The 25,433-nt window shown below is 40.3% G+C and carries 24 protein-coding genes; 13 read left to right on the forward strand and 11 right to left on the reverse strand.

The annotated features are described in order from the left end of the window. Nucleotides 1-275: 275 nt before the first annotated feature. The gene (locus AAFN64_RS11260; protein WP_347760500.1) at nucleotides 276-479 is read left to right on the forward strand and encodes a hypothetical protein; all 204 of its coding nucleotides are present in this window, start codon (nucleotides 276-278) and stop codon (nucleotides 477-479) included. 54 nt (nucleotides 480-533) lie between these two features. Here AAFN64_RS11260 and AAFN64_RS11265 read toward each other — a convergent pair whose 3' ends face one another. Next, the gene (locus AAFN64_RS11265) at nucleotides 534-1,220 is read right to left on the reverse strand and encodes an SIMPL domain-containing protein (protein ID WP_347760501.1); all 687 of its coding nucleotides are present in this window, start codon (nucleotides 1,218-1,220) and stop codon (nucleotides 534-536) included. A 49-nt stretch (nucleotides 1,221-1,269) separates the two neighbouring features. Further along, nucleotides 1,270-1,908 (reverse strand): rhomboid family intramembrane serine protease, encoded by a 639-nt coding sequence (locus AAFN64_RS11270; protein WP_300489084.1) that lies wholly within the window; start codon nucleotides 1,906-1,908, stop codon nucleotides 1,270-1,272. 110 nt (nucleotides 1,909-2,018) lie between these two features. Here AAFN64_RS11270 and AAFN64_RS11275 point away from each other — a divergent pair, with 110 nt between their 5' ends. Further along, nucleotides 2,019-2,930 carry a lysophospholipid acyltransferase family protein gene (locus AAFN64_RS11275; protein WP_300489087.1) on the forward strand — a complete coding sequence of 304 codons (912 nt, stop codon included), beginning with the start codon at nucleotides 2,019-2,021 and terminating at the stop codon, nucleotides 2,928-2,930. A 15-nt stretch (nucleotides 2,931-2,945) separates the two neighbouring features. On the opposite strand, the gene AAFN64_RS11280 is transcribed toward AAFN64_RS11275, so the two are convergent. From AAFN64_RS11280 to def, 8 genes are all read right to left on the reverse strand, one after another. Continuing rightward, complete coding sequence (locus tag AAFN64_RS11280; RefSeq protein WP_300489089.1) at nucleotides 2,946-4,439, reverse strand: aminotransferase class V-fold PLP-dependent enzyme; 1,494 nt, start codon at nucleotides 4,437-4,439, stop codon at nucleotides 2,946-2,948. A gap of 154 nt (nucleotides 4,440-4,593) precedes the next feature. Next, complete coding sequence (locus AAFN64_RS11285; protein ID WP_347760502.1) at nucleotides 4,594-5,340, reverse strand: succinate dehydrogenase/fumarate reductase iron-sulfur subunit; 747 nt, start codon at nucleotides 5,338-5,340, stop codon at nucleotides 4,594-4,596. Nucleotides 5,341-5,356: 16 nt separating this feature from the next. Further along, entirely contained in the window at nucleotides 5,357-7,273 is a 1,917-nt protein-coding gene (locus tag AAFN64_RS11290; protein ID WP_347760503.1) for a fumarate reductase/succinate dehydrogenase flavoprotein subunit, read from the reverse strand. 13 nt (nucleotides 7,274-7,286) lie between these two features. After that, a complete protein-coding gene (locus AAFN64_RS11295; RefSeq protein ID WP_347760504.1) occupies nucleotides 7,287-7,943 on the reverse strand; it encodes a succinate dehydrogenase cytochrome b subunit in 657 nt (218 codons plus the stop codon). 16 nt (nucleotides 7,944-7,959) lie between these two features. Continuing rightward, nucleotides 7,960-9,390, reverse strand: coding sequence for an anion permease (locus AAFN64_RS11300; RefSeq protein WP_300489101.1), 1,431 nt, complete (start codon nucleotides 9,388-9,390; stop codon nucleotides 7,960-7,962). Between the two features lie 26 nt (nucleotides 9,391-9,416). Beyond that, the gene (locus AAFN64_RS11305; RefSeq protein ID WP_347760505.1) at nucleotides 9,417-10,589 is read right to left on the reverse strand and encodes a porin; all 1,173 of its coding nucleotides are present in this window, start codon (nucleotides 10,587-10,589) and stop codon (nucleotides 9,417-9,419) included. Nucleotides 10,590-10,789: 200 nt separating this feature from the next. Further along, the gene (locus tag AAFN64_RS11310) at nucleotides 10,790-11,182 is read right to left on the reverse strand and encodes a VOC family protein (RefSeq protein ID WP_300489106.1); all 393 of its coding nucleotides are present in this window, start codon (nucleotides 11,180-11,182) and stop codon (nucleotides 10,790-10,792) included. A gap of 2 nt (nucleotides 11,183-11,184) precedes the next feature. Further along, nucleotides 11,185-11,832, reverse strand: coding sequence for a peptide deformylase (gene def / locus AAFN64_RS11315; RefSeq protein ID WP_300489109.1), 648 nt, complete (start codon nucleotides 11,830-11,832; stop codon nucleotides 11,185-11,187). A 75-nt stretch (nucleotides 11,833-11,907) separates the two neighbouring features. Between def and AAFN64_RS11320 the strand changes: the two genes are divergently transcribed. The 6 genes from AAFN64_RS11320 (at nucleotide 11,908) to AAFN64_RS11345 (ending at nucleotide 16,397) form a co-directional block, all read left to right on the forward strand. Then, nucleotides 11,908-12,720 carry a helix-turn-helix domain-containing protein gene (locus tag AAFN64_RS11320; RefSeq protein ID WP_300489112.1) on the forward strand — a complete coding sequence of 271 codons (813 nt, stop codon included), beginning with the start codon at nucleotides 11,908-11,910 and terminating at the stop codon, nucleotides 12,718-12,720. 91 nt (nucleotides 12,721-12,811) lie between these two features. Beyond that, nucleotides 12,812-13,186, forward strand: coding sequence for a VOC family protein (locus AAFN64_RS11325; protein WP_347760506.1), 375 nt, complete (start codon nucleotides 12,812-12,814; stop codon nucleotides 13,184-13,186). A gap of 47 nt (nucleotides 13,187-13,233) precedes the next feature. Then, nucleotides 13,234-14,481, forward strand: a complete 1,248-nt coding sequence (locus AAFN64_RS11330; protein ID WP_347760507.1) for an agmatine deiminase family protein — start codon at nucleotides 13,234-13,236, stop codon at nucleotides 14,479-14,481. A 127-nt stretch (nucleotides 14,482-14,608) separates the two neighbouring features. Continuing rightward, nucleotides 14,609-15,037: a GNAT family N-acetyltransferase gene (locus AAFN64_RS11335; protein WP_347760508.1), complete on the forward strand. Its 429-nt coding sequence runs from the start codon at nucleotides 14,609-14,611 to the stop codon at nucleotides 15,035-15,037. 6 nt (nucleotides 15,038-15,043) lie between these two features. Next, entirely contained in the window at nucleotides 15,044-15,562 is a 519-nt protein-coding gene (locus tag AAFN64_RS11340; RefSeq protein ID WP_347760509.1) for a 5'(3')-deoxyribonucleotidase, read from the forward strand. 76 nt (nucleotides 15,563-15,638) lie between these two features. Next, on the forward strand, nucleotides 15,639-16,397 hold the full coding sequence (locus AAFN64_RS11345; protein ID WP_347760510.1) for an SDR family oxidoreductase: 759 nt from the start codon (nucleotides 15,639-15,641) through the stop codon (nucleotides 16,395-16,397). Nucleotides 16,398-16,477: 80 nt separating this feature from the next. Here the strand turns inward: AAFN64_RS11345 and glmM are convergent, their stop codons facing one another. Continuing rightward, nucleotides 16,478-17,866, reverse strand: coding sequence for a phosphoglucosamine mutase (gene glmM, locus AAFN64_RS11350; RefSeq protein WP_347760511.1), 1,389 nt, complete (start codon nucleotides 17,864-17,866; stop codon nucleotides 16,478-16,480). Nucleotides 17,867-18,116: 250 nt separating this feature from the next. Between glmM and AAFN64_RS11355 the strand changes: the two genes are divergently transcribed. The 5 genes from AAFN64_RS11355 to AAFN64_RS11375 all read left to right on the forward strand — a co-directional run bounded on the left by AAFN64_RS11355 (nucleotide 18,117) and on the right by AAFN64_RS11375 (nucleotide 25,402). Then, nucleotides 18,117-18,719 carry an acyl carrier protein phosphodiesterase gene (locus AAFN64_RS11355; protein WP_347760512.1) on the forward strand — a complete coding sequence of 201 codons (603 nt, stop codon included), beginning with the start codon at nucleotides 18,117-18,119 and terminating at the stop codon, nucleotides 18,717-18,719. After that, on the forward strand, nucleotides 18,703-19,368 hold the full coding sequence (locus AAFN64_RS11360) for a DNA alkylation repair protein (protein WP_347760513.1): 666 nt from the start codon (nucleotides 18,703-18,705) through the stop codon (nucleotides 19,366-19,368). The genes AAFN64_RS11355 and AAFN64_RS11360 overlap by 17 nt, the downstream gene beginning before the upstream one ends. Nucleotides 19,369-19,449: 81 nt before the next feature. Continuing rightward, nucleotides 19,450-21,270: a chloride channel protein gene (locus AAFN64_RS11365; protein ID WP_347760514.1), complete on the forward strand. Its 1,821-nt coding sequence runs from the start codon at nucleotides 19,450-19,452 to the stop codon at nucleotides 21,268-21,270. A gap of 253 nt (nucleotides 21,271-21,523) precedes the next feature. Continuing rightward, nucleotides 21,524-24,358, forward strand: a complete 2,835-nt coding sequence (gene uvrA / locus AAFN64_RS11370; protein WP_300489140.1) for an excinuclease ABC subunit UvrA — start codon at nucleotides 21,524-21,526, stop codon at nucleotides 24,356-24,358. 318 nt (nucleotides 24,359-24,676) lie between these two features. After that, nucleotides 24,677-25,402 carry a TIGR00730 family Rossman fold protein gene (locus AAFN64_RS11375; protein WP_300489142.1) on the forward strand — a complete coding sequence of 242 codons (726 nt, stop codon included), beginning with the start codon at nucleotides 24,677-24,679 and terminating at the stop codon, nucleotides 25,400-25,402. Nucleotides 25,403-25,433: the final 31 nt, after the last annotated feature.

Consider the following 25,433-nt stretch of genomic DNA (forward strand, 5'->3'; position numbering starts at 1 on the left):
TCTTGAAAATTGAAAAATTTAAACGAGCAAAAAAACGTAAAGAAATCGTATTCAAATGATTACATAAAAATTTTTACCCGGTAGTAGTCGTTTTCGCTGCTAAACCCGGCATCTAAACCTGACAGGTTTGCGAAACCTGTCAGGTTTAAAACTCACAAAGACCTATTTTGGATAACTCTTTTCAGTAAAACAAAACGGGATAATTATGGTCAAAATGTCCTAAAGGATTTTTAGAAATACACTTTTAATACGTAAAAAATCAGCACCTTAGATGTATGAATAAAGCGAAACTATATAAAATCATCGATTTGCTAGACGAAATCCGTGCCGTAAACGAAATGATCCAGTTACACTTGAATCATAACGATAGCACTATGATGCTAGGTCAATACCAGCATCGTAAAAACCGGTTGATTGAAGACTTGGCTTATGAATTAGATCCAAACAAATCGAAAGCAATAACTCTTTTAGGTTTATAAACAATAAAAACGGCTTCAATGAAGCCGTTTTTATTCTTATATAGGATGCTTTAATTAGTCTAAAGCGTAGTTGATCGTTACGTTTGCCGTTACTTCGATTTCACCGATAGCCAACGTTTCTCTTGACATTTCCGTATCAGCTGACATTTTCATTGCCGCCATATACGGTCTTGGATAATACGTTGATGAATTATCGGTTACTAAAACCGCTTTCCCCATTTTCTGATTTAAAGCACCTGCATAATCCTGCGCTTTAGTCTTAGCATTCTGAACCGCTCTAACACGTGCCTGTGATTCATATTCGGCTACTTTAGTCGATCTGAAATCCACTCCATTGATCACATTGATACCAGAATCTACTAATCCCAACATCATCGTATCGTATTTAGACAAATCTTTTAGAGTAATAGAAATCGTCTGATTCGCTACGAAGTAATGTTTTTTCTTTTCGTAATCGTAGGTTTTGTTTAACTGAACCTGTTTCGTCTGATAATCCGATTCCGGTAATTTTGCTTTTTTCAGGTATTTGATCACCGCGTCGATGGCGATATCATTTTTCTTTTTCACATCAGCGGCCTGATCACCGGTATTCTCCACTCCTACGCTGATAATCACATAGTCTGGAGTAACTTTAATTTTTCCTTCTCCGGAAACAATTATCTGAGGTTGTGTTTTCATTTCTTGTGCGTTTGAAACGGTTGCCATAAATAAGGCTACTGCGAATAATACTAATCTTTTCATTTTTGTGCTTTTAAAGTTAAACAGTATAAATCAAATGTGATGCCAAAATTTATAACTTCCCGGTTTTTGCAAGAAAAAACAGGATAATAATCGGTATTGCCAACAGGATTACCATAAGCGTATTTTCGGTTAACATTTCTGGTACTTTGGCAATTGTGATCACATAACCGCCAATTGCGCCGCCAAAATGGGCTACGTGTCCGATATTATCATTTTTGGCTTTCATGCCATAAATCGAATACAGCAAATAACCAATCCCGAACAAATAGGCCGGAACCGGAATAATAAAATACAATCCCAATGTCATGTCCGGACGTAATAATATAGCCGAATACAATATTCCTGTTACCGCACCCGAAGCACCAATTGCTCTGTAATAATAATCGTCTTTATGGAAATACAACGTCAGTAAACTTCCGCACAACAGACTCCCGATATAGATAATCAAAAACGAAAGCGTCCCCAAATCGTGTAGTACCACAGGTGCAAAAAAGAAAAGGGTTATCATGTTAAAAGCCAGATGGGCAATATCGGCATGTAGAAAAGAAGACGAAAACATTCTGATCTGTTCTCCGGCACGAATACTACCGATATGAAATTCGTATTTTCTAAAAAAAGCCGGATCGTTAAATCCTTTAAAACTTACGATTACATTAATCGCAATAATCACTAACAATACAGGATTCATGCTACTCTATTATTTTCTTTGTGTAAAAATACACATTGTTTGTTTAGGTAATGTTAATTTGGAATGGTAAAAATATTTTTAAAAGGTATATTTGTAAAAAATAATTTAAAATGCAGTTTATTCTTTATATAATAGCATACCCGTTTTTATGGTGTGTCTCTATGCTTCCTTTTCCTGTTTTTTATCTGCTTTCGGACTGTATTTATTTTATAGTATACCATGTTATCGGATACCGAAAAAAAACCGTGCGAAAAAATCTAGCCGATACTTTACCCCATTTATCGGATCAGGAACGCCTTCGTATTGAACGGAAGTTTTTCCAGCATATGTGTGATATGTTTTTAGAAATGGTAAAAACAATGACCATCTCGGAAGCCGAAATGAAAAAACGTTTTGTTTTTACCAACGTCGAGCTGGTTCAGGAAATGGAGAAAAAAAATAAAAGTATCATCATGATGTGCGCGCATTATGCCAGTTGGGAATGGTTGATCATTATTGATAAATACATTAATTTCAGAACATTTGCCGTTTACAAAAAAATACAAAACAAATATTTTGACAAACTAATCCGCGATATTCGTTCCCGTTTTAATTCGACTGTAATTGAAGCCAAAGAAACAGTCGATGGAATTCGTCGCAACGAAATCAATAATGTAAAAGGATTCTACGGATTCGCCAGTGATCAATCGCCGCAATTGCACCGTACGAATTATTTTGACACTTTTATGGGAATCAATGTTCCGGTATTTACCGGTGCGGAAATGTTGGCCAAAAAACTGGATTTATCGTTGGTTTTTGTAAAAGTTCAAAAGGTAAAACGAGGTCATTATCAGGCTACTTTTGTTCCGCTATCTGAAAACCCAAAAGAAATTCCGAATTACGAAATCACCTCAACATATTTACGAATGGTTGAAGAACAAATTTATGAAGCGCCGGAATTTTATTTGTGGACACACAAACGCTGGAAACACCGCGACAAACAATCGGATCGATCGCCAAGAATTAAAAAAGCCCTGAATTAATCAGGGCTTTGTTTTTTATAGTTGAAACCAGTTTTCGACCATTTGTTTTTCGGAGTGCAACGCGTTTTTATGAACAAACTCATTTGATTTTTTGTTGTATTCATAATCCTTGCTCCACTCTTTATGATTCTCGGCCAAAGCCTGTAAGCTGTTGCAAACATATTCCACCTCATCGGTCGTCGTTGTCGGGTGAATGGACATTCTAATCCATCCCGGTTTTTCAATTAAGTCACCGGAAGTAATTTTATCGGTAAGATAATGCGATGTTTCCTGATCAACGTGTAACAGATAATGTCCGTATGTACCGGCACAACTGCAACCGCCACGGGTTTGAATACCAAATTTATCGTTTAGTATTTTTACGCCCAGATTAAAATGCAGTTCATTGATATAAAATGAAACCACTCCAAGACGATCTTCATGCTGTCCGGCCAAAATATTGATATTCGGTACACTTTTTAAGCGTGCAAAAACCTGTTCAATAATTTCGTGTTCGCGCTTCAGGATATTATCAATTCCCATTTGCTCTTTTAGCTTCACTGCCAAAGCGGTTTTGATCACTTGTAAAAAGCCCGGTGTACCACCATCTTCGCGTTCTTCGATATTATCTAAATATTTGTGTTCGCCCCAAGGATTCGTCCAACTTACGGTTCCGCCGCCCGGGCAATCCGGGATCATATTTTTGTATAGTTTTTTATTAAATACCAACACACCCGACGTACCAGGTCCGCCCAGGAATTTGTGTGGTGACATAAAAATGGCATCCAGATAACCCTCCGGATTATCCGTCGGATGCATATCAATTTTTACATAGGGCGCCGAACAGGCAAAATCGACAAAACAAACACCATTATATTCGTGGATCATTTTTGCAATTTCGTGGTACGGTGTACGGATTCCCGTTACGTTAGAACAAGCCGTAACCGAAACGATTTTTAACGTACGGTCTTTGTATTCTTCCAACAGACTACGGAAGCTATCCAGACAAATCAATCCCTGTTCGCAAGCCGGAATTACTTCCACTTTTGCGATGGTCTCCAACCAGGATGTTTGATTGGAATGGTGCTCCATATGCGAAATAAAAACAACCGGTTTTTTCTCGTCCGGTATCTGCGTGTATTTCTGTAAGTTTTCAGGAACTTTTAATCCTAAAATACGCTGAAATTTATTAATTACACCCGTCATTCCCGAACCATCAACAATCAGAACATCATCCTGATTACTGTTTACGTGGTTTTTAATAATATGACGCGCTTCATGATAGGCCATTGTCATGGCTGTTCCGGAAACAGTCGTTTCAGTATGCGTATTGGCGACAAAAGGACCAAAATCGTTAATCAGTTTTTCTTCGATCGGACGATACAAACGTCCGCTGGCTGTCCAGTCGGTATAAATAATTTTTTGTTTTCCGAAAGGAGATTCGAATTCCTGATCAATACCGATAATATTTTTTCGGAATTGCTGGAAGTACTGTTCTAATGTTGTGGGTTCCGTCGCTGTTGTTATCATTATAAAAACTATTGAAGTGCAAATTTATAATTTATAAGCACTAAAACTGTTAAAAAAAGCTTCGAAATAATCATAACTAAATTATAATCATAAAAAAAGATGGAAGCCAAAACCTCCATCTTTCCCCTTTTTAGAAATATATAACAGTGTGCGTCTACTTTTTCAGGACTTTTGCCCGGTTGTATTCATAATTCATCTGTGCGATATTAAGCACCGATATACTTTGCGGACATTCCACTTCGCAGGCTTCCGTATTCGAACAATGCCCGAAATCTTCACGGTCCATTTGCTGAATCATGTTCAGTACCCGATGCTCTCTTTCCTCTTTACCCTGCGGCAGTTTCGCCATATGCGAAATCTTAGCCGACGTAAACAAGGCTGCGCTTCCATTTTTACAAGTCGCCACACAAGCACCGCAACCGATACAAGCGGCCGAGTCGAAAGCGGATTCTGCCGTTTGATGGTTTACCGGAATACTATTCGCTTCCGGAGCTTGTCCTGTATTGACCGATACAAATCCGCCGGAAGCAATAATCCGGTCGAACGCACCACGATCGACTTTCAGATCCTTTTTAACCGGAAAGGCTTTGGAACGGAACGGTTCGATCACAATCGTTTCCCCATCCTTAAATTCCCGCAAATGCAACTGACAGGTCGTGGTGTTTTTTAGCGGGCCATGTGCCAGTCCGTTTATCATCACGCCACATTGTCCGCAAATTCCTTCACGACAATCGTGATCAAACTCAACGGGCGTTTCATCCGAAAGCACCAGTTTTTCGTTAAGCGTATCCAACATTTCCAGGAACGACATATGCGGATTAACGTCTTCCAACAGATAATCGACCAGTTTTCCCTGTGTATTTTTATCTTTTTGTCTCCAAATTTTCAGGTGTAATTTCATAGTCTTTTCCCTTTAATTATTTGTAGCTTCTTACAATAGGTTTTACATTTTCGAATACCAATGGCTCTTTATGCAACGTAGGTTCATCATCCTTCCCGGTCCATTCCCAGGCGGAAATAAACTGAAACTCGGCATCGTTTCGCATGGCTTCTCCATCGGGTGTCTGGTATTCTTCGCGGAAATGTGCACCGCAGGATTCGTTTCGCGTTAAAGCGTCGTAACACATCAATTCTCCAATTTCCAGATAATCGGCTACACGACCGGCTTTTTCCAGTTCGGCATTCATCGTGTCGGCTGTTCCCGGAATATGTACATTTTCGTAGAACTCTTTTCGCAACTTCCGGATTTCGGCAATTGCAAACTGTAAGCCCGATTCGCTTCGGGAAAGTCCACAATAGTCATATAGCAGTTTTCCCAATGTCTTATGATAATGATCGACCGTTTTGGTTCCTTTTGAATGGACAAAGCGATCCAACTGTTCTTTTACCTGTTTTTCGGCTTCGTCAAAAGCCGGATGATCCGTTGGAATTTTTCCGGTATGAATTTCACCTGAAAGATAATTTGCCATGGTATAGGGCGCAATAAAATAACCATCGACAGAAGCTTGTAATAAGGAATTGGCTCCCAGTCGGTTTGCACCATGATCGGCAAAATTGGCTTCACCCAAGGCAAAAAGTCCCGGAATGGTTGTCATCAGTTCATAATCGACCCACAATCCGCCCATCGAAAAATGCGCTGCCGGCGAAATCATCATCGGCTCTTTATACGCATCGATCCCGGTAATTTTCCGATACATATCGAACAGGTTTCCATATTTTTCTTTGATTTTAGCCACACCCTGTTCCCGGATAGCTTTGGAAAAATCCAGATAGACGGCATTTTTTAACGCGCCTACGCCAAATCCGGCATCGATACGTTCTTTGGCCGCACGGGAAGAAATATCCCTTGGTGCCAGGTTTCCAAAAGCCGGATACCTTCGCTCCAGATAATAATCACGTTCTTCCTCCGGAATAGCGTTTGCTTCACGTTGTTCGTTTTCTTTTAACGGTACCCATATACGTCCGTCGTTCCGCAGGGATTCCGACATTAACGTAAGTTTCGATTGGTAATCGCCCGATTGCGGCAATGACGTCGGATGAATTTGTGTCCAACTCGGACTCGCCATCAGGGCGCCTTTTTTATGCGCTCTCCAGATAGCCGAACCGTTACATCCCATTGCCAGCGTAGACAAATAATAAATTTTACCAAATCCACCGGTAGCCAAGACCACCGCATGTGCCGCATGTCTTTCGATTTCGCCGGTGTCGAGGTTTCGTACAATAATTCCCCGCGCCTTTCCGTCGATTGTCACCAGATCGAGCATTTCATGACGGGTAAACAATTGTACCGTTTTTTTATGCACCTGACGCATCAACGCCTGGTAGGCTCCTATCAATAATTGCTGACCGGTTTGTCCGCGGGCATAAAACGTCCGACTCACCTGTACGCCACCAAAAGAACGGTTATTCAGATAACCTCCGTATTCCCGTCCAAACGGAACGCCTTGTGCTACGGCCTGATCGATCAGATTTAGCGAACATTCCGCCATACGGTATACATTGGCTTCTCTGGCTCTGAAATCGCCTCCTTTTAAGGTATCGACAAACATCCGGTACACACTGTCGCCATCGTTTTTATAATTTTTAGCCGCATTGACACCACCCTGAGCCGCAACAGAATGCGCTCGTCGCGCACTATCCTGAAAACAAAACGATTTTACGTTATAGCCCATTTCGCCCAGCGAAGCGGCAATAGAACTTCCCGCCAATCCGGTTCCTACTACAATCACATCGATTTTTTTACGGTTGGCCGGATTAACCAGTTTGGCATTCTTTTTATAATTGGACCATTTTTCTTCGAGCGGTCCTCCCGGTATTTTAGCATCCATATTCATATCCCATCATTTTTTATTTAGCATTTAGAAAGTAGACATACACCGGAATAATGGCAAATCCAAGGCTGATCATCAGCGAATAGCCGATTCCGAAATAGCGGATCCATCGTACAAACTTGGGATGAAATACACCCAAAGTTCGGATTGCACTGAAAAAACCATGTAAAAGATGATACCCCAGAGCGATCATCGATATAACATAGATCACCACATACCATCCCTCCTGATAGGTCGTTACAACCAGCGTGTATAAGTCTTTATTGCCGTTTGCATCCATAGGTAACACTCCGAATTTATATTCGTACCAGAAATTTTTAAAATGAATGATCAGAAAAAGTAATAAAACCGTTCCCAATACACCCATATTCCGACTGTACCATTTACTGGCTCTTCCGCGGTTATCGGTTGTATAGCTTCCGCCCGACTGTTTGTTTTTCATCGTAATAATCAAAGCGTACAGCGCATGGAGCATAATCGAAGCGTAGAGTACATACGAAACCATTTTGATAAACAGATTTCCCGATAAAAAATGCGAATAGGCGTTAAACTGTAATTGTGCTGTTTCGGCCGGCAGGAATAGTTGCAGGTTTCCCAAAAGATGGATGATCAGGAAAAAACACAAAAACAGCCCCGTCAGGCACATAAAAATTTTTCTTGTAAGTGATTGCATGCTATATTCTTTTAAATTAATAGTAACCTATAATTTTCATCCATAGTCCGCCAACGGTCATATAGATGAGCAATAAGATCAGACCGGTTTCGAGTCCGCGGAGCCACCAGTTTTTTAAATCTACATAACCGCTTCCGAAGAATACCGGTGCCGGACCGTGACCATAATGTGTTAGTGTTCCGTATAAGGAACCGATAAAACCCAACATAAAAGCCAGTAAAAGTCCCGGAATTCCCAGCGAAACACCTACGCCCAACAATGCGGCATACATGGCCGCTACGTGCGCCGTAGCACTGGCAAACAGATAATGACTAAAAAAATAGACCAGAATGATCACCGGAAAGGCTATCTGCCAGCTTAAATCGCCAATTTGTACTTTTACCAAGTTACTAAACCATCCGATAAAACCCAACTCGTTTAGCGAACTGGCCATCATTACCAAAACCGAAAACCATACGATCGTATCCCAGGCTCCTTTTTCGGATTTAATATCTTCCCAGGTCAATACAGACGTCAGTAATAACATGATCAAACCAATAAAAGCTGTTGTTGTTGCATCAATTGAAAACAAATCCCCTGTAATCCATAAAAACAAAAGCAGGAAAAATGCCAGTAACATCAGCCATTCGTTACGGGTAACCGGTCCCATTTCCTTTAGTTTTTTGGCGGCCATTTGCGGTGCATCGCCAGTTTTCTTTAATTCCGGCGGATATAATTTATACAACACAAACGGAATCACAAAAAAAGAAACCAATCCCGGGATAATCGCCGCAATGGCCCATGACATCCAGGAAATTTTAATACCCAGATCGGCTGCAAACTTCTGACACATCGGATTACTGGCCGTTCCGGTTAAAAACATAGACGACGCAATTAGGTTCATATTATAACTGTTCAGCGTTAGGTAGGAACCCAGCTTGCGGTGTGTTTCGGGTTTATCGGGTTCGGAGCCAAAACTAATGGCCATCGATTTCATAATCGGATAAATGATACCCCCACCGCGTGCCGTATTACTCGGAATTGCCGGTGCCAGGCACAAATCGGCCAGTCCCAATCCATAGGCCAATCCGAGGGAACTTTTTCCAAAAATCCGGATAAACAAAAAGGCAATCCGGTTTCCCAATCCGGTTTTAATAAATCCACGAGCGATAAAAAACGAAATTCCGATAAGCCAAATTACTTTATCGCCAAACCCTCTTAGTGCCAATGTGATGGACTTACCGGCTTCGCCCGGTGCCAATACCTGTGATAATGCCGTGATTCCGATAGCAATCATACACATCGTTCCCATGGGAGCCGCCTTTAGTATAATTCCTAAAATTGTCGCTACAAAAATGGCAAACAGATGCCATGCCTCGGGAGTAACGCCATCCGGTTGCGGAATAAGCCATAAAGCAATACCGGCAGCCAAAGTGATCAAAACCCTGGTAATGTTAACTTCTTTCATGGGGAGCAGTTTTATATTAGTATTTTTTAAAGGCGGCTCTGTACCTGTAGTAATAGCAGGTTATTGTTATGCGTAGTCGTATCGTCTATCGTATGCTGGTAACGGTCGATTTGTAATCCCAACTGAATCCGGGCACCATAATCTTTCAGGAACTCGAATCCCAGCATAGGTACGAGTGTCTGGCGAACATTGGAATTGATTCGGAAATTGGAATCCATATATTCATAACGACAGGAAAACTCGATAGCACTCAGTTTTTTATATTTGATTTCATACCGTAGATTGGGCAGAAAATAAAAACCGCGTATCTGGTAATTACTGATATACGGTGTGCGTTCTTCTACCGGTAGCGAAAAATACAGATTGTGATTAATGGCTTGTTTGGCTTCCATTTGGGTTTCGAAAAACAAGCGATCGGTCAACTGAAAATCGGCCGTGATATCGGCACCAAAAGCGTATACTTCTTTTTTAAAAACCTCGCCAAGTCCTGCGTTTAATCCGAAGTTCACATTGTTCTTTTTTGACAATCCCATTACAATCCGAGTCGAATATTGTTTTCCGTTGTCTTTGTCCATTTCCTGATTCCGGCCATTTCCGTTTACGACCGAAAAAGCATACGTTACCGGTAAAGTCCCTATAGCTACCGCGCCACTTAATGCAGCACCAATCTGGAAACTCGTCCAGCCGTTTTTTCCGAATTCATAATACTGATTCGAAAAATCCATCGATTTAATAATATCGACCGGATAGGTCTCTTCGATACCAAACCAGGGACGAAATTGGCCAACGGTAATCGCAAAATAGTTATTAAACGTATATTTGAGGTAAGCGTTTTCGAGTACTTTGTTTTTGGGATCCGATTTAAAGTCGGCCAGATTTACCAAGGCAACGACTTCCGTTCGTTCGGATATTTTGGCTCTGACTTGTGCCCGCATTCTTTTAATATCGAACGAATTTTGGGTAACATTGCCATCGGAGTGATGCAAACCGTTTAAGTCGACATTATCGGTAAGTCCTACCAGATAGCGTGCCTGAAAAAGGCCTTTAAACTGAAGTTGCGGGTATTTTACCGGAGTTGCGACCGGAGCCGGAGCTGGCGGTATCTTTAGACTATCGGCATTTTGAGCCAACAGATTATAAGGCAGCAAAAAAAGAAATAAAGCTTTGGCAAGTAATACGTTAACAATTTTATTATTCATAGTGACGAATTTAGGGCCTTGTAAGTATTAGGTATTTACCTTACAAGGGAAATTGTTATCACTATAAAATTAACAAAAAAATTATAAAAAAATACCTTACAAAATATTTTTTTTCAATTTTAAAGATAAGCTGTTAAAAACACAACATTTCGTTAACAAGAAGTCAATCGAAACGTCTGAAGCTCAAAAAAAAGTAAAAGTTAATGAAGCACTTCAACAACCGTAAGTCGGTTTCCGTATAAATCTTTACAGTGGAAAAACTTACTTTCGGGCGTTACGGTGAGTCCTTCGATAATTTCGACCGTATTGGTCTTTACATAGTGGTAAAGGTCTTCGCAATTATCGGTATAAATTACAATGGTGGGCTGACCTCCGGTTTGGTGACCAATACGTTCCGACTGGGTCGCATCGTCTGCTTTAAGCAGCCATAATCCAACGGTAGTATTATCGGAAAAGCCAATATGAACATAGCGTTGTCCGTCTGGCATAACCGCATCGTAAAGTTTTTTACAGAAAAAATTCCTGCGATAGAAATCAAATGCTTTGTCGTAATCTTCCACTAAGAGAATTACCCTTCCCAAACTGACTTTCATAATTACTGGCGTTTTAAACGGTCTTCTAAATATAACGAGGTCTCATTGTTAATGCTGTGATAGGTGTTCTTTGTTTGTTCTTCCAGTCGGTCGGTAAATAAAATACCGTTCAGATGATCGGTTTCATGCTGAAAAATCACCGCTGTAAAACCTTCGATAATTTCTTCCTGCTTCACACCTTTTATATCCTGATAGGACAATCGGATAGTATAATTACGGAATACATCGCCACTTCGATCCGGAATCGACAAACAGCCTTCATTTCCTTTTCGAAGCAATTTGGAACGCCAGATAATCACCGGATTGATATAGGCTTCAAATGGTTCACCACTTTTATCAAACCGCTGAACCCAGATTACATTTCGGTTAATTCCAACCTGAGGTGCTGCAATTCCTACACCACCTTCTTCGGGATCGGTAACCGCCTGATACATTCTGTCCAGTAATACCGGTAAATCTTTGTCGTTGGGATTTATATCTTTTGATACCGATTGTAGAATGAGCAACTCCGAAGGCTCCGTTATCTGAATAACCTTCATTTTCTGTTTTCTGTCACCGGAATGGATACGGGCTTTTTCTTCTTTTGTAAAATGTTGCGCCATAGAAGTCATACTGACAAAAGTAAACAACAATAGGTATATTTTTTTCATTTCTAAATTTAAGACATTATTTTTACCTGTAACAAAGATTTAAAATTAATCGGATTCCGGCAAATCACAATCATTTTGACGATAAATAGCAACATAAAAGCGTTATACACACCGGTTCAGCCTACAATACAGCCCACTTCTGACCGTGTGAGCTACCGGGAATTTCCGCCCGATATCAGGCTTTCTGCTTATATTTATTGCTACTGGCAATTGAAAACCGATTGTAAACTCCAGGACGAATTTAAGTATCAAGTGGTTGCAGACGGTTGTATGGATATTTATTTTGAACTCGATAATCCTTCAGAAGCCTACATTAGCGGATTTAGTGCGCATTGCACCGAATTTCCATTGGGAAAAACATTCCATTATATTGGTATTCGTTTTTACCCGGCCATGTTTCCGCTTCTTTTTCAAATGGATGCTTCCGAACTATCCCATCGTTCCGAATTATTACAATTGGTTTTACCGGAAAAAGCAAACTATTTTAAAATGCATTTTAATTCTGATCAAGATACCGAAACTAGTAAACAAAAATTGGATCATTACTACCTGAACCAAATCAATCGTACTGTGTTACAACCTGATTTTCGCTTTTTTAGTGCGATCGACAAAATCTTTAAAAATTCCGGAAACCTGAATGTGGAAACCGACCTCAACACCGGTATCAGTCCGCGGCAACTACGTCGGTTGTCCAAATATTACTTAGGCGATTCTGTCAAAACATTTTGTAAGGTGGTACGTTTCCAAAACGCATTACAACAGCATTCCAATCCGAATGGCCGAAATGAATATTCATTCCTGGATTATGGTTATTATGATCAGGCGCATTTTATCAAAGAATTCAAAAGTATGTATGGGCTTACCCCTAAAAATGCTCTAAAGCAATAAAATTTTAGGAGCCACTTTCGATTGTCCGTTTTTTACAATTTTTTCCAGACTTCCCAACGGAACTTTGTAGGGCACATTTAAAACAACAATCATGAAATTTAACTTTGGTATTATCACGACAAAACTTGCAGAAAGTAAAGCCTTTTATACTACTGTATTAGGATTTGGTATCACTTTCGAAAACGATTTTTATCTCTTGTTACATAGCCCGGACGGTTTTTTCGAAGTCAGTTTTTTACTTCCCAACCATCCGTCACAGCAACCGTTATTCCAGTCGGCATTTGCCGGTAACGGCATGTACCTTACTATTGAAGTGGCTGCTGTAGACAGTATTTATCAGGACATGCGTTCCAAAAACATTCCTATCGAAATCGAATTACGGGACGAACCCTGGGGCGACCGACATTTTGCTATTCAGGATCCAAACGGAATCGGAATTGATATCGTTACCTACTCCGGTTCCTAAAAAAACCGTATAATTTTTGTAACTTTATAAGCCAAAAATTATTTGTGATGCGCGCACATAACTTCAAAACCGTTGGTGAATTCGACCCACAGGAATCCGTTTTACTCATATGGCCATTGGTACAATATGCCACTGTTTCCAAAGACTATGACATCGAAGCCGTAACCATTTCCATTATTTCCCATTTACTGGACAATGTAGCCGTTATCGTTTCCTGTTATGACGAAGCCGCCAAAGAACGCGCCATACAGGAATTGAAAAATCACGCGATCGATACCGGGAAAATCAGTTTTATGGTTTTCCCATCCGATTTTATTTACCCGCGGGATTTTGGAGCCGAAATACTTATCAATGAAAAAGGCGAACGCGCTGTGGTTGACTTTAACTTCGATTCCTACGGTTTTTTTCCGAACAACCATCCGATTTCCAAAAAGATGGAAGAATTCGACCGGGTTCATGCTAAATTTATCGATATCGAAGGTTTGATTTTTACGCGATTAACCAGTGAAGGCGGTGATCGGGAATTTAACGGAAATGGCATTTTAATGACCATTGAAGATACCGAAGTTACAAAACGTAACAAAGGCTGGACTAAAGAACAGGTGGAAGATGAATTTAAACGAATTTTTAACCTCGATAAGGTAATCTGGTTACCCTATGCCACTTATGACGACGAAGATATGCATGCCGGACCCATTCCGGACGAAAACGGTGCATTCTTAGCCTATCGTTCGGCTTCGGCAAACGGTCATATTGATGAAATGTGTCGTTTTGTAAATCGAAATACCATCGTATTGGCACATATCACAACGGAAGAAGCCTTACAAAGTCCGATTCATGCCTTAAATAAAGAACGACTGGATTTAGCTTATACGATACTGCAAAAAGAAACTGATCAAAACGGAGACCCGTTTAACATCATACAAATGCCGGTTCCGGAACCCATTTATATTACGGTTAAAGAAGGTGACGACGTTTATGAAAATTATCATTTCCCTTATGATTTACTCCACGGCAAACTCAAAGACGGAAGTCCGTTTCCTCAGGAACGTATGAAAGTACTACCGGCGTTGAGTTATTGTAATTTTCTGATTACAAACAATCTGGTTATCGCTCAAAAATACTACCGCGAAGGTATGCCGTATATCATAAAGGAAAAAGATGAAGCCGCGCTGGCCATTTTAAAAAACGTATTCCCGGATCGGAAAGTCATCGCAATCGACAGTATTGCCCTAAATTTATGCGGTGGCGGTATTCATTGCCATACGCGTAATGTCCCAAAAGTCAAGTTGTAAACAACGGTATTACAGGCTGAATTTTCCAATTGGGCAATCGGAAATTTATAGATAAATTAACACCAACCGACAGCATTATTTTTCCATAAACCGTTAAATTTGATCAACACACATTAGCCAATCTTCTATGCCCATTCGAAAAGCAACTCTAGCCGACAGTTCAAAAATTCAGGATTTGCTGGCACAAATGGGCTATCCCGATACTGGAAATTTTATCCTAAAAAAAATAGAAATTCTACTGTCACATCCCGATGCGGTTTTGTTCGTTTATGAAGAAGCCAACGAAGTACTCGCTTTTATTTCGATGCATTTTATTCCGCAACTGGCACTCGATGGCGATTTTGCGCGGATCAGTTATTTTTCCGTAGACGAAACCGCCCGTAGTAAAGGAATCGGGAAAGAAATGGAAGCCTATTGTGTGGCATTGGCACGGGAACGAAACTGTGATCGGATCGAATTACACTCCCACTCCAGAAGAACCGAAGCACATCGGTTTTATGACCGACAAGGGTATACCGAAGTGCCTAAATATTTAGTAAAATCGCTTAAATCATAATACCATATGAAACAACGCTTATTAGTGGATATGGACGGCGTCCTGGCCGATATATATGCCCAATTGATAGAATTCGAATACCAGGAACTTGGCATCCGCCAATCTTACGAAAAAATGAATGGAACATCAGAAGTCGACACTTTTAAAAATGCTTTAGAATATATTTTTAGTGACGGTTTTTTTAGAAACCTACCGGTTATGGAAGGTAGTGTCGAAGTAATGCGACAACTCAATGAGAAATACGAACTGTTTATTGTGAGCGCTGCTATGGAATTTCCCAAAAGCCTTACGGACAAATTCTATTGGCTGGAAGAACATTTTCCGTTTCTCCACTGGAAGCAAATCGTGATGTGCGGTTCAAAAACAGTTGTAAAAGGAGATATCATGATTGATGATCACTTTAAAAACCTGGATTATTTTGACGGAAAAACCCTGTTGTTTTCCCAGCCGCATAATATTTCCGGAAATACAAAAAATCATACGCGTGTAGACAGTTGGTCGGATGTTGCAAAAATTTTGTTGTAAAATACTTAAACTATCACCATAGTTACCTTCTTACAACCGCTTACCTTTGCCTAGTAAAACTTTAAAAATCAAAGCAATGGCTCAAAAAATAGTACTTGTAACCGGCGGAAGCCGCGGACTTGGTAAAAATATGGTACTGCAACTGGCTCAAAAAGGACTGGATGTCGTACTAACCTATAACAGTAAAAAAGAAGAAGCACTCGAAGTAGTCAAAGAAATCGAGCAATACGGCCGAAAAGCAGCAGCCGTTCAGTTAAATGTATCCGATATCGCATCGTTTGACGCTTTTTGGACAATCGTTCAGCAGACTTTAAAAACCCATTTCCAAGCCGATCATTTTGATTATCTGGTAAATAATGCCGGAATCGGAATTCATGCTTCTTTTGAAGCCACTACCGAAGAACAGTTTGATACCTTAATGGGAATTCAGTTTAAAGGGCCATTTTTCCTTACACAAAAAGCCTTACCACTTATGGCTAACGGCGGTGGTATTGTAAATATTTCGACCGGACTGGCTCGTTTTTCATTTCCGGGTTATGCCGCTTATGCTTCGATGAAAGGTGCTATTGAAACTTTAACCAAATACCAGGCTAAAGAATTAGGTTCCCGAGGAATCCGCGTGAATGTGGTCGCTCCGGGTGCTATCGAAACCGATTTTGGTGGCGGTGTGGTTCGCGATAATGCCGAAATGAACAAAAACATTGCTGCGGCAACCGCATTAGGACGTGTTGGTTTACCGGACGATATTGGCGGTGTAGTTGCTTTCCTTTGTACCGATGACGCGCGCTGGATTAACGCACAACGTATTGAAGTTTCCGGAGGAATGATGTTATAAAACGAAAGGACGCTTGCTCCTAAAAAATAAAACCTGTCCGCTTTTAAGCGAACAGGTTTTTTATTTATATAATCCCGGTTTTAGATTCCGGCGATTTCTTTGATTTCATCGATAATTCGCAACGCCAGTTTATCAGCTTGCTCCTGAGTAGGTGCTTCGGTATAGATCCGGATAATCGGTTCCGTATTCGACTTTCTCAAATGTACCCAGTCTTCTGCGAAATCAATCTTCACACCATCTACAGTCGAAATATTCTCATGTTGGTATTTCGCTGTCATGGCTTTTAAAATGGCATCTACATCGATTTGTGGGGTTAACTCGATTTTATTTTTACTCATAAAATACTGCGGATAGCCGGCTCTTAATTCGGCCACCGATTGCTCTTGTCCGGCCAGATAGGTCAGGAATAAAGCGACACCAACCAAAGCATCACGCCCGTAGTGTGCTTCCGGATAAATAATACCTCCGTTGCCTTCACCACCGATAATCGCGTTATTCTTTTTCATCAGTTCCACAACATTCACCTCTCCCACCGCACTGGCTTCGTAGGTTCCGTTGTATTTCTGCGTTATGTCGCGTAACGCTCGGGACGACGACATATTCGAAACGGTATTTCCGGGCGTACGACTCAACACATAATCAGCCACGGCTACTAGTGTATATTCTTCTCCAAACATTTCTCCGTCATTGGAAATAAACGCCAATCGGTCTACATCCGGATCAACTACAATACCGAAATCGGCTTGTTCTTTTACCACCAATTCGCAGATATCTCCCAAATGTTCCTTTAACGGCTCCGGATTGTGTGGAAAATGACCATTTGGTTCGCAATACAAACGTACCACTTCCACGCCCATTTGCTCCAGTAATTTCGGAATGATGATCCCTCCGGAGGAATTCACACCATCGACAACCACTTTGTATTTTTTCTTTTTTACCGCTTCGGCATCTACCAAGGCTAAATTCAATACCTCATCGATATGAATGTCCATATAAGCATCGTTTTCGGTAATCGTTCCCAAATGATCCACATCCGAAAAATCGAATGCTTCACTTTCGGCAATTTCCAGAATTTTAGCACCATCGGCGCCATTTAAAAACTCGCCTTTATCATTTAATAATTTTAACGCATTCCATTGTTTCGGATTATGCGAAGCCGTTAGAATGATTCCGCCATCGGCTTTTTCCAACGGAACGGCAACTTCAACAGTTGGCGTTGTCGATAATCCCAAATCGATAACATCAATTCCAAGACCTATCAGTGTATTTACGACCAGATTGTGAATCATCGGCCCTGAAATCCGGGCATCGCGACCAATCACAACGGTTAATTTTTCCTTATTGCTATTTTGTTTTAAAAACGTTCCATAGGCGGAAGCGAATTTTACCGCATCCACCGGTGTTAAGTTATCACCAGTTTTTCCTCCTATTGTTCCTCGAATACCGGAAATCGATTTTATCAGTGTCATATATGCTATTGGGGATTAAAATTCAAAATCATCACAAATATAAAAAGTTGTCGGCGTAGTACCCTATTCTAATCCTTTTTTTATTCTGTAACATTTTTTAGTTTTAAAAAAGCACGTACCATTCTGAAATAATGTAAAGCAAACGACATCGGTTGAATCCGGCAAACCTTCCCTTTTTCGATACTGTTTTTAGAAAAGTTATCGTTACATTTACAAACCAGAGTCCACAATGACTGAAATGTAAACACTAATGAACTTTTTAGCCCATATCTATTTATCCGGAGATCATGATCTGATTAAAATTGGCAACTTTATGGCCGATGGTATTCGCGGTAATGATTACCGGAACTTTAACCCGGATATTCAAAAAGGCATACTGTTACACCGTGCGATCGATACCTTTACCGATGCGCATCCGATTTTCAGAAAAAGTAAACACCGACTGCATGAAGCCTACGGTCATTATTCCGGTGTGATTATGGATGTTTTTTATGATCATTTCCTAGCTAAAAACTGGGATCGATATTCCGAAATCCCACTGGAAACCTATGTTTCGGCATTTTATTCGTCTTTAAAAGAGCATTATGATTTGCTAACCGATAAAACCAAAGGACTAATGCCGTATATGATTGAACGGAACTGGTTGGTTAGCTATGCCTCCATAGACGGTATTGCGACCATACTTTTCCAAATGGATCAGCGTACAAAAAACCGTTCCCGTATGCAATATTCCGTACGGGAATTAAAGGAATACTATGTCAACTTTGAAATCGAATTCACCCTTTTCTTTGAAGAAATAAAACAATTTGCAACCGATAAATTAGCGGAAATTACGCATGACTTTTCTAACTGATCTTACACAAGCTTTCCGCGAAAATGCTTCGGCAGACAATGCCGGACCTATGGAAGCCTATATGAAACATCATTTTCAGTTTTACGGCATCAAAGCGCCTTTGCGAAAACAGATTACCAAACAAATCGGGTCGCAGCATAAAACCGAAGTCAAAAACAATGCCCGTGAAATTGGTTTGACACTCTTACAGCAGCAACAAAGAGAGTTTCATTATGCCGCTATGGAAATACTGGAAAAGGAACTGCGCGGAAAATTTGTAAAAAAGGATATCGAGCTGATCGAAAAGACCCTCATCACCGATTCATGGTGGGATACCGTCGATTTTCTAGCCAAATACCTGTTGGGCAATTATCTGTTGCAATTTCCTGAAGAAACCGAAACCGTCGTGGCTCGGTTTTCCGATTCCGAAAACATGTGGTTAAACCGCTCCGCTATACTTTTTCAATTGGGTTATAAAAACAAAACCGATGTCGCCCTATTGTTTGCCTTATGCGAAAAACATTCCGGTTCCGGCGAATTTTTTATCCAAAAAGCAATCGGATGGGCGCTACGGGAATATGCCAAAACCGACCCGAAAGCCGTTATAAAATTTGTTTTGGACACCACTTTAAAACCATTAAGCAAACGGGAAGCTTTAAAAAATTTATAACGTTTTTAAAATGATACTGACTCAAAAGGCTTAATTTAGCAGTTTCAAGTTTCCGAAACGGATCATCTAAACCTTGCTACAATGCCGAATAAAAACGTCTCGCCTATAATCCTTTTTTTGCGAAAAAACTTAAAGCGTTTAGAAGCCTCGTTATTTTTCTTAAAAGCTATTTTAAACAACCGACAGTTTATTTATTTATCCTGTATTTTAGTGGCTTTATCTTCGGCTTTAGCGGTAATCGTACTAAAAACGTTTGCACACTCGGTATTCCGTTTTGCGAATTATATCGATAATATACTTCACTTACCGTATAGTAACAGTATCCTGCCGATTGTCGGGATTTTACTGACCGCCTTTGTGATCAAAAAATTTCTGGACGGAAGTATCGAAAAAGGTACGTCACAGATTATGATTGCCGTAGCTAAAAAATCGGGTATCATGCCCCGGAAACAGATGTATGCACAGATCATTACGAGTTCCCTTACGGTAGGCTTGGGAGGATCGGCCGGATTGGAGTCTCCAATTACCATTACCGGAGCGGCTTTCGGATCGAACTATGCGCAAAAATACCGTTTGAATTACAAAGACCGAACGCTTTTATTAGCCTGTGGTGTTGCCGCCGGTATTGCTGCCGCGTTTAACGCTCCAATTGCCGGTGTATTGTTTGCCATTGAAGTGATTCTGGCCGATATGAGTGTTACCGCTTTTATCCCGATTATGATTTCAGCCGCAACCGGTTCGTTGGTCACCAATGTGCTTTTAAAAGAGGATATCCTTTTATCCTTCCACCAACAGCTCACTTTTGATTATCACAACATTCCCTATTATATTGCCATTGGAATTTTTGCCGGACTGGTTTCGGTTTACCACGCCCGAACGTTCCGAAAGGTCGAGCATTTTTTCGATCGTTATAAAAACAAAACCTATAAAAAAGCACTGATCGGTGCTTCAATGCTGGCCATACTGATTTTCTTTTTTCCAACCCTCTTTGGAGAAGGATATGAAAGCATTAAAATACTATCGAACGGAAATCCGAGTAAAATACTCGAAAACACGCTTTTAAACTCGTTTAAAGACAACGATATCATTCTGTTGGTATTTGTAGGTGCTACAATGTTTTTAAAAGTTTTTGCGACCGGACTCACATTAGGAAGCGGTGGAAACGGTGGTAACTTCGCACCTTCCCTGTTTGTAGGTTCCTATCTCGGCTTTTGCGTCGCGAAATTTTTTAGTTTAATCGGATTATCAGACAACCTTCCGGTTAGTAATTTTACCATTGTTGGAATGGCGGGCGTATTAAGTGGCCTATTTCACGCACCATTAACCGCGATTTTCCTTATTGCTGAAATCACCGGTGGCTATGGATTAATGGTTCCGTTATTGATCGTTTCGTCTATCAGTTTTGCCATCACCAAAAAAATGGAAATTCATTCGATGGACATTAAAAATCTGGCCGATAAAGGTCAGGTATTTACCAGTGATAAAGACAAAAACATTCTTTCCTCGATTGACCTGTCGAAACATATCCGCAATGATTTTACAACGATTACTTCCGATTCGAAACTGGAAAATATTGTCGATTTACTTTCGAATACCCGACAGACTCTTTTTCCGATACTAAACGAAAAAGAAGAATTAACCGGCGTGATTAATTTTGATTCCATCCGAAATATTATTTTCAAACCTTTTCAAATCAAATACACCTCCTTACAGGATGTAACCGAAAAACCCGAAGCCGTTATCTGTTATGACGAAATCATGGAAACGGTAATGGATAAATTCGAAACCTATCATACCGACATCCTTTTTGTTTTAAAAGACAACAAATACCTGGGGTATATTTCCAAAATCGAAGTACTGGAAAGCTATCGTGAAAAGTTAAAAGACATGCGAATCGAATAATAGCCGATTATTGCCATAAAACCCATCATTATTTACCCGATCTTCAGAAGATTTTATAGAACATTTACAACGAAAAAAACTTTCGCTCCGGATTCTTTGTAAGAATAGTTATCTATTGGGAATCAAATGCTTTTTAGTTTGGTTTTGCGATCTCAACCTGGCATTCCACTACTAAAAAATAACAAAAATTTCTTTCTTCGGGACGTCTCAAATCGCGCTCAAAACAGTACCTTTGCGTTTTGCTCGATTTTTTATGCTAAACACAGAAGAAACTATTGAAGTATTAGGCGCAAGAGCGCATAATTTAAAGAATATTGACGTTGTGATTCCGCGGGAGAAACTGGTTGTAATTACCGGTTTATCCGGCTCCGGAAAATCATCGCTGGCTTTCGATACCATTTATGCCGAAGGACAGCGCCGTTACATTGAAACTTTTTCTGCGTATGCCCGCCAATTTCTGGGTGGACTGGAACGTCCGGATGTGGATAAAATTGACGGTCTTTCGCCGGTAATTGCCATTGAACAGAAAACGACCAGCAAAAGTCCGCGTTCTACCGTAGGAACCATTACCGAGATTTACGATTTTCTTCGTTTGTTTTATGCCCGTGCCGGTGAAGCCTACAGTTACAACACCGGTGAAAAAATGGTGAGTTATAGTGATGAGCAAATTAAAGAGCTGATTTTTGAAAATTTCAACGGAAAACGCATCAATATTCTGGCGCCGGTGATCCGTTCCCGAAAAGGACACTACCGCGAATTGTTTGAACAAATCTCCAAACAGGGCTTTGTTAAAGTGCGCGTAGACGGAGAAATCCGCGATCTGGAATTCGGTATGAAAGTCGACCGTTATAAAACCCACGATATCGAAATTGTGATCGACCGTATGGCAATTGAAAATACGGAAGACAACGACAAAAGACTTACCGAAAGTATTAAAACCGCCATGTATCACGGAGAAGATATCATGATGGTAATCGAACAGGAAAGTCAGGAAGTTCGCTTTTTTAGCCGAAACCTGATGTGTCCGTCAACCGGGATTTCGTATCCGAATCCGGAACCGAACAACTTTTCGTTTAACTCGCCAAAAGGCGCTTGCGAACATTGTAACGGACTGGGTTTGGTGAGTGAAGTAAATCTGAATAAAATTATTCCAAACCCAAAACTTTCGATTAAAAACGGCGGTTTTGCACCATTAGGGGAACAGAAAAATTCCTGGATTTTTAAACAACTGGAAATCATCGGTGAAAAGTTTGGCTTTAAACTAACCGATCCGATCGAAAAAATTTCACCGGAAGCGATCGACATGATCCTTAACGGTGGAAATGAAAAATTCTCTGTGGTTTCGAAAGTTATGGGAATCACAAAAGAATATAAAATCGATTTTGAAGGGATCTCCAATTTTATCAAAAACCAGCACGACGAAAGTGATTCGGCAACGATCAAACGTTGGGCTAAAGAATTCATGGACGAAGTTAATTGTCCTGTTTGCGAAGGAACCCGATTGCGAAAGGAAGCGTTATACTTTAAAATCAACGAAAGAAATATTGGTGAACTTTCGGCCATGGATATCGATGAATTGAGTCTATGGTTTCAGGAACTTGAACCCCATTTATCCGAAAAACAAAAAGCAATCGCTACCGAAATTGTAAAAGAAATACGCGCGCGTTTGAGTTTTCTTGTCGATGTAGGATTGAACTATCTGTCGCTAAATCGTAGTTCCAAATCCCTTTCGGGTGGTGAAGCACAACGAATCCGACTGGCCACACAAATCGGCTCCCAACTGGTTGGTGTATTGTATATCCTGGACGAACCGAGTATTGGTTTGCACCAACGCGACAACGAACGTCTGATTCGCTCGCTGGAACAATTGCGTGATATCGGCAATTCGGTTATTGTAGTCGAGCACGACAAAGACATGATCGAACGTGCCGATTATGTGATCGATATTGGTCCGAAAGCCGGTCGTTTTGGTGGCGAAATCATCAGTAAAGGAACGCCGCAGGAATTGTTATCCGAAAAAACCTTAACCGCTTCCTATTTAAACGGGACAATGGAAATTGCTATTCCGGAAGTACGCCGTGAAGGAAACGGAAAAGTATTAAAATTGAGTGGTGCGACCGGAAACAATCTGAAAAACGTAAGCGTTGAATTCCCATTGGGAAAACTGATCTGTGTGACCGGTGTTTCCGGAAGTGGAAAATCAACGTTAATTAACGAAACGCTTTATCCGATTCTGAATACGCACTTTTTTAATGCCGTTAAAAAACCGCAACCGTATAAAAAAATCGAAGGACTGGAACATATCGACAAAGTAATTGATATTGATCAAAGTCCGATTGGCCGTACACCGCGTTCCAATCCGGCAACGTATACCGATGTATTTTCGGAAATCCGAACTTTGTTTACCCAAACTCCGGAAGCAATGATTCGTGGTTATAAACCGGGGCGTTTTAGCTTTAACGTATCCGGCGGACGTTGCGAAACCTGCGAAGGATCGGGTGTTCGTACCATCGAGATGAGTTTCCTACCAGACGTATATGTAGAATGTGAAACCTGTCAGGGAAAACGTTTTAACCGTGAAACACTCGAAATCCGTTATAAAGGAAAATCCATTTCGGATATATTGGCGATGACGGTAGACGAAGCGGTTCCGTTTTTTGAAAACATTCCGAAAATCTACCGTAAAATAAAAACCATACAGGATGTAGGCTTAGGCTATATCACCCTTGGTCAGCAAAGTACAACCCTATCCGGAGGAGAAGCCCAACGGATCAAATTGGCCACGGAATTATCTAAAAAAGACACGGGTAATACCTTTTATATTTTGGACGAGCCTACGACAGGATTGCATTTTGAAGACATCCGTGTATTAATGGAAGTGATCAACAAACTGGTTGACAAAGGTAATACCGTAGTGATCATCGAACATAATTTAGATGTGATCAAACTGGCCGATTATATTATCGATATCGGTTATGAAGGTGGTAAAGGCGGCGGACAACTGGTTTGCAAAGGAACACCGGAAGAGGTTATTAAAAACCAGAAGAGTTATACCGCTAAATTCCTTAAAAAGGAATTGCATTTATAAAATACAAAAGGCAATATCGTGTTGCCTTTTGTTTTTAAAACAAAATACTGTTGTACAATACATTACAACAAAACCATTTGGATTCGTTCATTAATTTTAAAAAAAGGGAGTGCTAAATTTGCATAACGTCAAAAAAGATAATAGTTTTAGACTATGTTTGTTCGGTTTCCGAATAAATGTCAACAAACAACAACACTCCTATTTACATCGTTATACCGGGATATCAGTTGCATTTAGCATTACTGCGGGATAATTATGGCATACGATCTACGAATTCCAATAGAAAATAAAATAAATAATTAATAGAAAAGAGTTTAGATGATGAAAGAACAATTTGAAAACGAAGACGACAGAATACAGGATAAATTCAAACAAAAAACCTGGAACGAGATACGAACAAATGATTCCTGGGCGATTTTTAAAATCATGGCCGAATTTGTAAACGGTTATGAAACGATGGGACGAATTGGTCCTTGTGTATCGATTTTTGGATCGGCCCGAACCAAACCGGAAGATAAATATTACCTATTGGCAGAAAAAATTGCCTATAAAATCAGTAAAGCCGGTTATGGTGTGATCACCGGTGGTGGTCCCGGAATTATGGAAGCCGGAAATAAAGGCGCTCATTTTGGCGGCGGAACTTCGGTAGGTTTAAATATTGAATTACCGTTCGAGCAACATTTCAATCCGTATATCGACCGCGATAAAAACCTGCAATTTGACTATTTCTTTGTACGCAAAGTAATGTTTGTAAAATACTCTCAGGGATTTGTGGTAATGCCGGGTGGATTTGGAACGCTTGACGAATTATTTGAAGCTATCACTTTAATTCAGACCAAAAAAATCGGAAAATTCCCGATTATTCTGGTAGGTCGTGATTTCTGGTCCGGTTTATTAGAGTGGATTAAAACCGTGATCATTGAAAAACATGCCAATGCCAATCCGGCCGATTTAGATCTTTTCAGAGTCGTAGACAACGAAGATGAGGTATTGGAAGCACTGGATAATTTCTATAAGAAATACAACTTAAGCCCTAACTTCTAATAGGGATATAAACTAAAAAAGGGACTTTTAA

Origin of the sequence: Flavobacterium sp. CAU 1735 (assembly GCF_039888695.1) — a bacterium.
Classification (GTDB): Bacteria; Bacteroidota; Bacteroidia; order Flavobacteriales; family Flavobacteriaceae; genus Flavobacterium.

What these genes read in the sequence shown, in the direction of transcription:
- AAFN64_RS11365 (WP_347760514.1), top strand. Translation starts at nt 19,450, where the DNA reads ATGCCGAATAAAAACGTCTCGCCTATAATCCTTTTTTTGCGAAAAAAC.
- AAFN64_RS11265 (WP_347760501.1), bottom strand. Translation starts at nt 1,220, where the DNA reads ATGAAAAGATTAGTATTATTCGCAGTAGCCTTATTTATGGCAACCGTT.
- AAFN64_RS11260 (WP_347760500.1), top strand. Translation starts at nt 276, where the DNA reads ATGAATAAAGCGAAACTATATAAAATCATCGATTTGCTAGACGAAATC.
- AAFN64_RS11355 (WP_347760512.1), top strand. Translation starts at nt 18,117, where the DNA reads ATGAACTTTTTAGCCCATATCTATTTATCCGGAGATCATGATCTGATT.
- AAFN64_RS11330 (WP_347760507.1), top strand. Translation starts at nt 13,234, where the DNA reads ATGCGCGCACATAACTTCAAAACCGTTGGTGAATTCGACCCACAGGAA.
- AAFN64_RS11345 (WP_347760510.1), top strand. Translation starts at nt 15,639, where the DNA reads ATGGCTCAAAAAATAGTACTTGTAACCGGCGGAAGCCGCGGACTTGGT.
- AAFN64_RS11290 (WP_347760503.1), bottom strand. Translation starts at nt 7,273, where the DNA reads ATGAATATGGATGCTAAAATACCGGGAGGACCGCTCGAAGAAAAATGG.
- glmM (WP_347760511.1), bottom strand. Translation starts at nt 17,866, where the DNA reads ATGACACTGATAAAATCGATTTCCGGTATTCGAGGAACAATAGGAGGA.
- AAFN64_RS11275 (WP_300489087.1), top strand. Translation starts at nt 2,019, where the DNA reads ATGCAGTTTATTCTTTATATAATAGCATACCCGTTTTTATGGTGTGTC.
- AAFN64_RS11375 (WP_300489142.1), top strand. Translation starts at nt 24,677, where the DNA reads ATGATGAAAGAACAATTTGAAAACGAAGACGACAGAATACAGGATAAA.
- AAFN64_RS11360 (WP_347760513.1), top strand. Translation starts at nt 18,703, where the DNA reads ATGACTTTTCTAACTGATCTTACACAAGCTTTCCGCGAAAATGCTTCG.
- AAFN64_RS11305 (WP_347760505.1), bottom strand. Translation starts at nt 10,589, where the DNA reads ATGAATAATAAAATTGTTAACGTATTACTTGCCAAAGCTTTATTTCTT.
- AAFN64_RS11300 (WP_300489101.1), bottom strand. Translation starts at nt 9,390, where the DNA reads ATGAAAGAAGTTAACATTACCAGGGTTTTGATCACTTTGGCTGCCGGT.
- AAFN64_RS11340 (WP_347760509.1), top strand. Translation starts at nt 15,044, where the DNA reads ATGAAACAACGCTTATTAGTGGATATGGACGGCGTCCTGGCCGATATA.
- uvrA (WP_300489140.1), top strand. Translation starts at nt 21,524, where the DNA reads ATGCTAAACACAGAAGAAACTATTGAAGTATTAGGCGCAAGAGCGCAT.
- AAFN64_RS11270 (WP_300489084.1), bottom strand. Translation starts at nt 1,908, where the DNA reads ATGAATCCTGTATTGTTAGTGATTATTGCGATTAATGTAATCGTAAGT.
- AAFN64_RS11325 (WP_347760506.1), top strand. Translation starts at nt 12,812, where the DNA reads ATGAAATTTAACTTTGGTATTATCACGACAAAACTTGCAGAAAGTAAA.
- def (WP_300489109.1), bottom strand. Translation starts at nt 11,832, where the DNA reads ATGAAAAAAATATACCTATTGTTGTTTACTTTTGTCAGTATGACTTCT.
- AAFN64_RS11295 (WP_347760504.1), bottom strand. Translation starts at nt 7,943, where the DNA reads ATGCAATCACTTACAAGAAAAATTTTTATGTGCCTGACGGGGCTGTTT.
- AAFN64_RS11285 (WP_347760502.1), bottom strand. Translation starts at nt 5,340, where the DNA reads ATGAAATTACACCTGAAAATTTGGAGACAAAAAGATAAAAATACACAG.
- AAFN64_RS11280 (WP_300489089.1), bottom strand. Translation starts at nt 4,439, where the DNA reads ATGATAACAACAGCGACGGAACCCACAACATTAGAACAGTACTTCCAG.
- AAFN64_RS11335 (WP_347760508.1), top strand. Translation starts at nt 14,609, where the DNA reads ATGCCCATTCGAAAAGCAACTCTAGCCGACAGTTCAAAAATTCAGGAT.
- AAFN64_RS11310 (WP_300489106.1), bottom strand. Translation starts at nt 11,182, where the DNA reads ATGAAAGTCAGTTTGGGAAGGGTAATTCTCTTAGTGGAAGATTACGAC.